This window comes from Arsenicibacter sp. R0_47, assembly GCF_057652235.1.
In genome coordinates, this window is sequence record NZ_JBYFCJ010000066.1 from 1 (window position 1) to 8,824 (window position 8,824).

An 8,824-nucleotide genomic window follows, 5' to 3' on the forward strand; every position below is an offset into this window, starting at 1 on the left:
CGTGTCAGCGTCTGACTTTTTCCCAACCAGCGCAAGCCATGATACCCCGTAATCGTGAGTTGTTGATTACTAAGTCGTATGAAAGCTTCAGCCGTGTGTTCCATGCCCGGCATTTTTAGTTGACCTCCATTCCATTCATTTCGTTTCTTGTCGTAGCGCATCCCCCAAATGACTATACTGCCCAATTGATTGCGTAGTTCCGGTTTCGATACATGGGTAAGTTTAGCGTCGTATTGCTCGCCTTTCCGATAGATGCTGATGTCGTTACCGTCGGGCGCACGCCGTGTGCCCAAAAGGCTATCTTCAGGAGTTTGAAACGACAGAAAAGAGAAGTTTAGTCCAATGGACAAAAGCAGTGAATTCACTTGTTTAGTACCAGGACGAAAAGGGTATCGAAGCTGCCCCGCGTAGGTACGTGGGAAATCAGGTTCTTCGGCGATGCCAATCTGCCCAATCTGTTCAGCCTGGCTCGGTGCGTCGTAGTACGTGCCGAAGAGCTTATCCCAGATAACCAGCCAGGCCCCGTAGTTGACCTGAGCGTCTTTGTAGTCGGCCCGGTGATGCCAGCGGTGCAGTTCAGCCACGCTGAACAGGTGTTTAAGCCAGCCAGCGCGGTAGTCAAGATTGGCGTGTTGCAATATCATGTTAACGGCCAATACGGCTAATGCCCCCGCCACAACCGGCATCGGCGTACCAATCGACACACAAAGCGTAATTCCTGGTAAGCCTTCCAGTACCTGATGAATCGGATGACGTTTATCGCCGTTTAGCCAATATAATCGTTCTGAGCTGTGGTGGATGGCGTGCAATTTCCAAAGCCATTCGTAACGATGACTTAAGGCGTGAATGGCAAACAGAAAAAAGTCGATGATGGTCAGGGCCAGTAGAATCTGCCCCCATAAAGGCCAGGTTGTTGGGAAGATGGTCCACACAACCAGCGACTGCCCCAACCAGAGAATAAGCAGTTGTGCCACAACCTTAATGCCGTAATTGACCACATAATGGACCGTATCGAGATTTAGGTCGCCCTGCTTCGAGTGTAGCCAATCGGTATCGTAGGGCAAGGCCCTTTCCAGCAACAACACCACTACAGCGGCCCCGGCAACGACGGGTAGTGTAGCGAGGTAGATATTCACCCCCACCGCGAGCAGGGTAGAAATCATTACAAAGGAGCCTACCCAGACAACCGGATAGAGCAGATAGCGAAGTAGCGAGATGCGTTTGTTCATGCTTGTGTTTGGCGAATAACCGCTGCAAAGCACGCCATTTCGTCATCGGCAGACTTGAACAAACCGGCTATTTTAGCAGTACATCGGAGGGGCGGATGCCGAACATCTCGGAAAACGTGCGGCTGAAATGAGCTGAATCGGCAAAACCCCCACTGTGGGCCGCCCGCGTTAGGGTTTCGCCCTGCAATACACGCTGAACGCTGACTTGCAGACGGGTCCAGAGAATGTATCGGCGAATCGGAATGCCCACCTGCTCTTTGAAAAGGTGTATCAATCGCCCTTCCGAAAGACAGGCTACGCCCATCAGTTTACGGAGGGTTAACGGTCCGTCAATATTACATTTGATATAGTCGATCAGGCTGGAAATGCGGTTATCAACGGAGCGAGTCTCAGGTGTTGGTTTCTCCAACAGCAGGAATCCCGTAAATTGTTGAAAGAGGTGTATTAGTTCATTCACGGATGTAGCCTCGGCGATGGGTAGTTTATCGGCTAAGGTATCTGGAAAACTCACCGCCGGTTGCCCGTTCAAATACTGGGTTAATTTTAAACCTAACTCGCTCTCGGGCTCTACATAAATAAACCACTGCAAGCCACTGCCCACGAACCGATGGGGGATGTCGGCCCCCAACAGCATAACTCGTCCCTGTTTGAGCGGCTCTGATTCATTCCAGAATTCACAAGGGCCTTCGCTAATAACCAGCTCAACGGCGTGGTGACGATGCAGACTGACCGAACGTAAGTCGCCCTGGTAGAAAGCAAAGCCGTTGTGCAAGTGTAGTAATGGAGTTTTATTCATATTGTTGTGCTATATATGAAGGCATACATTTGCTTGAGCTTACTTTAAATCTGCTTCAACGTATCTTTTAATGGTGTTTGTAGAAGCCCACTCCTTTGATATCATTCCAGGCCGTAGTCTGATGGCAGACGTAGCACTGGTTAACCTGAACGCCCTCGCAGCAACCGCCAGTCTGTATGCTACCTTGTGAAGCAACTTTCTTAGATACCATCTCAAAATGACCCATGTAATGGCTGGGCGGAGCCTGATGACACTGAGCGCAATCCGTGGAGCGAACAGAGGGGTGCTGAAATGCCGGTATAGTCCATTGTGTAGTAGTATGACAGGTCGCACAATCCGTTCCGAAAAGTCCAAAGTGGGGGTCTTTGGAGCTATGGCAACCCGAACAATTAAGTTCCGCTTCGAGCGAGGAAACGAGGGGGTGGCCCGTAGGGAGGTCAGCGTTGGCTGTTATTTTTAAGCGCGACCTTAGCTTGGGCAGTAACTGAACACCTATCTCAGCCAGTGCCTGATGATTCATGGTTCGCAAATCAGCGTTCGGTCCCTGATGTTCAATATGGCAGGCAGAACATTTACCGATATTGGCGTGAAAAGCTGTAGGCTGACGGCCCAACAACGCTTTATCCGCAGCGTGGCAATTAATGCATTTGGTTTCATCAACACCTTTCACGCCTGTATGACAAGATGCGCAGTTGCCGTTCATCGAAGCATGTGCCAGTGATAATTGGCCCGGCATGACCTGATTTTTCCAATGAACCGGCTTATCTTCCGCATACCGAAGGGTATAATAAACCACCCCACCGAAAATCAGCAGGGATGCCCACAAAGCCCAGTAGGTTAATTGCCGCTGAACCATCGCAAACCGTAATAAATAGAAGACCAGATGTGCAAAATAAGTAGCCCATAGAACGCGCAGGAGGTAACAATGTGCAACACCAGCCAACGCGTCACACGTCGTTTCAGGAGGTCATGCGTTCGGATGGCGTATTCCACATCAGCGATGGATTCGGTTAACCGAACAGCCCGTACCCCCAGTGGTGTATCACTGGAAAGTACGGCAGGTGTCGTCCCCCATACGCTGTTAAAAACACGGCCCATCAACGAGTGAGTAGCCGCGTACTGAAAATCAGATGCCGGTTGTTGACCGCCCCCGCTGACCATCTGGTTATACTGAGTAGCCAATTGATTAAGTAGGGTCTGTTTTTCATGGAGTTCCATAGATGCATAACCCAAGAAGTACCGTCCGATAAATCCGCTCAGGATTGTGAGCAGCATCATGGCAGTCAATACGATACCTAATGTACTCTCAAAACGGTGACCGGTATGCAGTATAGCCAGTATAGCCCCAATGATACTGGTATAGATATGCCAACTGAGCAGCGTTCCTAACGGTATACGACGAGTAATCAACGGCTTCAGGTAAGCAATTCGTTTAGCGACTGAGTAAACGAGCGGAGGAAGCACCATTAATACAGCTCCGGTTACTGCCAGCAAGCCCCCCGTCAGGCTACCGGGAAAGCGCGGTGAACGATGGACTAAAAAGCCTAGCCATAAGCCAAGTTGCAGCACCAGTAAACTCCCGATTATTTTTCGTTCGCTTTGCATGATTCTACGCATCAACAGCAACCGGGCCGGTTGCTTTAGCCTGGCAAGCCAGAATGATATGTCGTGCCCGGTCATCATCATCTAAGGCGTCTTCAACGGCCATTGTTACCGACCCCGTAAGCAGTTTCGTTTTACAAATGCCGCACGTACCGACCCGGCAGGAGTAATCAATATTGACACCAACTTCCTCCGACGCTTCCAGAATCGACTTGTGGGGAGTTAGCAGGGCTTTTTTGTTTGATTTCACAAACGTAACAACCGCAGCCGTATCGGTCGAACTTGTTGCCCCCAACGGTGGTACGGGCGTTTTTTTGGGGGGGGCCGGAGCCGGAAATAATTCGACCCGCACATTCTCCTTCGGCACGTTCAACTCGCTAAGTATCTGCTTGACGGCATCGATCATGGGGACAGGCCCGCAGATATGAATGCGACGGGAAGTAATGTCCGCTACGCGGGCATTCAGCACTTCCTTCGTAATACGTCCCGAAAGATAAATACCCTCGGCTGGGCTGTTTTCCTGGCTCAACGAAATGGTTACGTGCAGATTTGCATATCTTTTTTGCAGGTATTCCAGTTCCTCCCTGAAGATAATACTGACCCGGTCTTTGCAACTAAAAAGCAGAAAAATATCCTTTTTCCACGACCGGTCGGTTAAATACCGGACGACGCTCATCATGGGCGTAATGCCTACTCCCCCGGCAATGAGCACAACACTTTCCGCATCGGCTTCGGAGAAGGTAAATTTTCCCGACGGGCCCGTGAACTGTAGTAAGGCACCCTCCTTAACCTGGGTATGCAGGTAATGAGAAACTATCCCCTGCGGCTCGTGTTTCACGGTAATTTCGCAGAAATCCCGGTGCGTCGGCGACGAGGCAATCGTGTAAGACCGCTTCACGGGAACCCCGGCCTGCTCGATCGTAACGGTAATAAACTGGCCTGGCAAGTAGTTAAAAGGGAGTTTCCCGCCGATTGGATCAGCCAGACGAAATGTTTTAACGTTGGACGTTTCGTCAAATATTTCGGTTACTAGCAACGTACCAGACCATGAATTAGGCTTAGAAGGCGCAATGTCAGGGTTAACGGCTGAAACGAGAGTTAGTAAGGTCGTTGTTGTTGGTATGGCATCTGATGCCGGTGCGGGGGTTTCCGGCGAAATACCGGCCAGTTTCGCTACGAGTGCGTTGGCCCGCTTCATTTTCTGAATATACAGGCCCACCACGGCCACGACAAACAGGGCCAGTGACAACATGGTGATGTAATGAAACCACGATAGCCCGAAGAATCCATGCGGTTGTTCAATGGCTTCCACAGGCAGCAAATTCATCTGCTGTTTGAACCACGATAGGGCTGTTATGCGGGGGTCAGTTCCCTCCGCCAGCGTTCGTTGAGCGGCTAATCCACTTTTAAGCAGAGATTGTCCTTGATGGATCTGCTCCATGGCCGTCTGAGCGGACGCCTGGTTCTGTGCTTCAGTAGCTGACTTTAGGGCTTGCAGGCCCGACGTTAAGAGACTGTTACCATCACGAATGCGTTCGTTGGCAAATTGCCCAAGAGCATCTCGTTGGGCAGGGTCGAGTGGTGCCTGCATCATTGATGGAAAGAGTTCTTTCGGGGGCGACTTCCCCATCTCCATCATGTTACCCATCTCATTCTCCATCCCCCCTTTCATTCCACCCTTCATACCCCCCGCCATTTTTCCGTTAGCACTGTCGGGGGCTGGGTTTGTACTCATCGACATGGGTTGGGCCGATGGCATGGTAGCCTGCTGGGGGTGGTGCTTCTGATGATCGCTTTGAGCCCAGGCTCCCCAATTAATCAGCAGCAGCACCGTACAGGCTCGGACTACAGTATAGGGCTTACATATCGTCTTTGTCATCATCCATCATCGGGGGGTCTTTCTGCATAGGGTCTTTGGAAGCTTTTTTTATTTGGGTTGCCCCCTTACTCATCATACCCATTCCTTTGTCCATCATACCCATACCTTTGCTCATAGTGGGTTGGTTCATAGACCCCATACCTTTGGCAGCCGTGTCTTTGCCCATAGTCATCACGTCCATGCCCTGGCTCATCATGCTCATGCCCTGGCCCATGGCATCCATATCATCGGCCATCGGCTGACTCGATGCCGTGGCCGACGATTTACCCATCATTTCTTTGCCCATCGCAATCATGTCCATGCCTTCATCTACCAGTTTCATACCCCGCTCCATCACAGATTTGTCATCGGCCATCTGCCCCTGATGCATCAGGTCATTGCCCGATTTGACCATATCCATGCCCCGGTGAATCATGTTCATGCCCGAATCATCGTCATGCATTACACGGTCTGTTGGAGTGGTAGCCGTCAGGGTGTCGTTGACGGATTTATTGTTGTCACGGCATCCCGTAAAAGCGGCCAAGCCAAGCAGCACCACAAACAGGGACTTAAACATTGCTTTCATGGTAAATAGAATGTTTAGTGAATGTTCCAAAATAGAAATAAAAGACGGAGCTACTTTTAGCCTGCACTTAGAATAACCAATTGCGTGGGTAGTAGCTGTACCTGAACACAACGGGGCATAGAGCTATCCAGCCCGCCTAATAGCGGAGCTTCCCCGGAAGAACCGTACAGAAAGAAAAAGCTATTAGCTCGTTTATGCAGTTCTGCATCTACAATTACGTATCCGGTCTGAATCTCGCTGCACGAGGAATTGTAAACGATTAAAACCTCCGTGTCGTGTAACATCCGACAAAAAGCGAGTAAACTTCCCGGTTCCGTTGGCAAATAAAATAACTGTCCATCCAGCGAAATCTCGCGCCAGTACATTCGACCAAATTTAAGCGCAGGTGTCTTGCGTCTGATACAAGCCAGTTGAGCAATAGCCTGATAAATAGTGCAATTTTGATTGAAGGCATTTACTCCTAAGTCCTCAGGGTTAAACATACATTCCCGAACCCAACGATCATCGGCTCCAGAACCATCAAACCCCTGTTCAGTGCCGTAATACAAACAGGGAGTCCCTAAAGCACAAAGCAAATAGCCGACGCCTGCAATAATCTGCTTATCCGTAGCACCGTAGCCGAACCGTTGTTTTACCGATTGACCTATCTGATCATGATTATCCAGAAACGTTACCAGATACTCGCCCAGCGGATGGCGATGTAGGGCCTGGTCCTGTAACTCTGCATATCGCTCAATGAGCCGGGTTGGAGAGGCCACTCCTTTGATAACCCCCTCCAGTATGTTGTACAAAGGGAAATCAAGTACTGAATCCAATCCATAGTATATATTCACATCAACGGTTGAGGTGGATTTATAAGGACCAATGTAATCTGTACACAAATGATCGGAACCCACTAACTCACCGAAAATGAAAAAATTTTTCTTACCCAACCGATAAGCATATTCCCGAACGCGATTGCAGAAGTAGTGAATAGCTTCAGGGCGTAAGTGCTTTACAGCATCGATCCGAAAGCCATCGATATCTAATTCCTGCATCCAGTAACAGTAAACTTTCGTTAATACATCGAGCACATCGGCCGCTTCAGGAGATGCGTCATTGCGAAATGCTTTTAATCCGAAAAAATCCCCTTCCAGTGTTTCTGGGTAGGCATCAAAATTTCGAATCCTGCCTTGTCGGTTATACATGTCGGGATTACGCAATTCAACGGGTAAAGGGCGGTCGTTCCACCGCCAGTCACCGAACGGAAATCGAACACCCCGATAATGGTAAAAGGGTTCGTCGTCTGGGTAAAACCAGTTATCGCCCGAATGATGAAGAACGATGTCCAGGAATACCCGCATATCCAACTGGTGGGCGGCTTCCACCAAGTGCTCCAGCTCGTTCTGCGTACCGAAACGGGGGTCAACGGCTAAGTAATTCTGTGTGGCGTAGCCGTGGTAAGCTGTCAAGTTGTTTTCGAGAACTGGACTTAGCCAAAGCGCCGTGCACCCTAATGTGCGCACATAGTCTAAATGCTGAATGATTCCCTCGAAAGTTCCTCCGCAGAAATTCCCTAAATTTTCCGCAGTACCGAAGCCATGGGTACGTTCCTTCTGATCGGGGGCGTGCCGCAACAAAGAGTCATGAAACCGGTCGATTAAGATAAAATAAATGAATTCCTCCCGCCATTCGCGGTGGCAGTTCGGCCAGTAACGTTTACCGGGCTTCGGCTCCAGTTGAATATCCTGTACAGATCGCAGCGTAGGCAACGAATGGAATATTTGCTCACGCGAGTTCCTGTAAAACTCTGGAGACGCCAGCCTGCCATGCCTATCGCCGGTTATTGGCGTCGATGTAAACGAAGCAAGGCGGTTCATACCTCTTGAAAAATAGATTAGTGAAAATGGTCATGATACAGTTGCCGGATTTTACTCATCCTTCATGCTCTTCATCTTACTCTTTTTCTGTTTAGGCATTTTCTCGTCACCGGCATGAATCACCATTTTGCCATTTTCAATCATGCAGTGGTCGCCTTCTTTCATTTTGACAACCATGCCGTCTTTCCGCTTACAAGTACCGTCGGTCATGCACAGCGTTCCGTCGCTCATCGTCATGTCCATTGTCATGGGGGTCATCTTTCCTTGGTGAACCATCATCATCTTTCCGTTGTGCATGACCATGTACTCTTCGTGTGCTGCCTGACCCGCCTGCTTGGTCTGGCCAGTCAGAGCGTTGTGAGCCGAATGCTCACTTTGCCCGTAGGTAGTGTTAAAGGCTCCGATCAACATGAGTGTCAGAGCGAAAGTTATCTTTTTCATGGTTTTAAAAGTAACTGGTTTTAAATAGATACGATACAAAGCGGGCGTAGCTTGGAACCAACATAAGCCGACAACCCGCTATCAGGTGTTACAAACTTCCCAATTCAGACAACACGCCAGTATGAGGATAATCAGCTACACAGATGATAAATTTTAGACGTAGCCGTTCTGGGTGAAATCGGACGTGCTACGACAAATGTACCGTACTGAACATACAGCTGTCTTGTAAAATTTTGTCTCTTTTTAATTGGCTGACAGTCGGCAGGATTAGGGATTGAATGTATAAGACTTAGTGCTTTATGCGATTAGATAAAGCTCCTATTTGTTATCATAGGAGCTTTATCTAATAAAAACCTTCCCCAACCACCATCATGGCAATAATTCATGAGACCTGACGCACGTATTTCCAGACGGAGACATAATTTTTTCCAGTGGGTGGTGTCCGGTTCGGTA

Annotated in this window: 8 protein-coding genes; all 8 read right to left on the minus strand. The window is 49.3% G+C overall.

The window, feature by feature from the left end; all coding sequences use genetic code 11:
• A partial coding sequence (locus AC23NW_RS35555) for a sterol desaturase family protein (protein ID WP_487455408.1) occupies nt 1-1,229 on the minus strand: 1,229 nt, incomplete at its 3' end.
• A gap of 67 nt (nt 1,230-1,296) precedes the next feature.
• Nucleotides 1,297-2,025 carry a helix-turn-helix domain-containing protein gene (locus AC23NW_RS35560; RefSeq protein WP_293687890.1) on the minus strand — a complete coding sequence of 243 codons (729 nt, stop codon included), beginning with the start codon at nt 2,023-2,025 and terminating at the stop codon, nt 1,297-1,299.
• 67 nt (nt 2,026-2,092) lie between these two features.
• The gene (locus tag AC23NW_RS35565) at nt 2,093-2,851 is read right to left on the minus strand and encodes a cytochrome c3 family protein (RefSeq protein WP_487455410.1); all 759 of its coding nucleotides are present in this window, start codon (nt 2,849-2,851) and stop codon (nt 2,093-2,095) included.
• Between the two features lie 11 nt (nt 2,852-2,862).
• Nucleotides 2,863-3,630, minus strand: a complete 768-nt coding sequence (locus AC23NW_RS35570) for a hypothetical protein (RefSeq protein WP_487455411.1) — start codon at nt 3,628-3,630, stop codon at nt 2,863-2,865.
• Nucleotides 3,631-3,634: 4 nt separating this feature from the next.
• Complete coding sequence (locus AC23NW_RS35575) at nt 3,635-5,506, minus strand: FAD-binding oxidoreductase (protein WP_487455413.1); 1,872 nt, start codon at nt 5,504-5,506, stop codon at nt 3,635-3,637.
• Complete coding sequence (locus AC23NW_RS35580) at nt 5,487-6,071, minus strand: hypothetical protein (RefSeq protein ID WP_099076911.1); 585 nt, start codon at nt 6,069-6,071, stop codon at nt 5,487-5,489. The genes AC23NW_RS35575 and AC23NW_RS35580 overlap by 20 nt, the downstream gene beginning before the upstream one ends.
• A 56-nt stretch (nt 6,072-6,127) precedes the next feature.
• Nucleotides 6,128-7,930, minus strand: coding sequence for an alpha-amylase family glycosyl hydrolase (locus tag AC23NW_RS35585; RefSeq protein ID WP_099076910.1), 1,803 nt, complete (start codon nt 7,928-7,930; stop codon nt 6,128-6,130).
• 51 nt (nt 7,931-7,981) lie between these two features.
• The gene (locus tag AC23NW_RS35590) at nt 7,982-8,371 is read right to left on the minus strand and encodes a DUF6799 domain-containing protein (protein ID WP_180270104.1); all 390 of its coding nucleotides are present in this window, start codon (nt 8,369-8,371) and stop codon (nt 7,982-7,984) included.
• Nucleotides 8,372-8,824 lie beyond the last annotated feature (453 nt).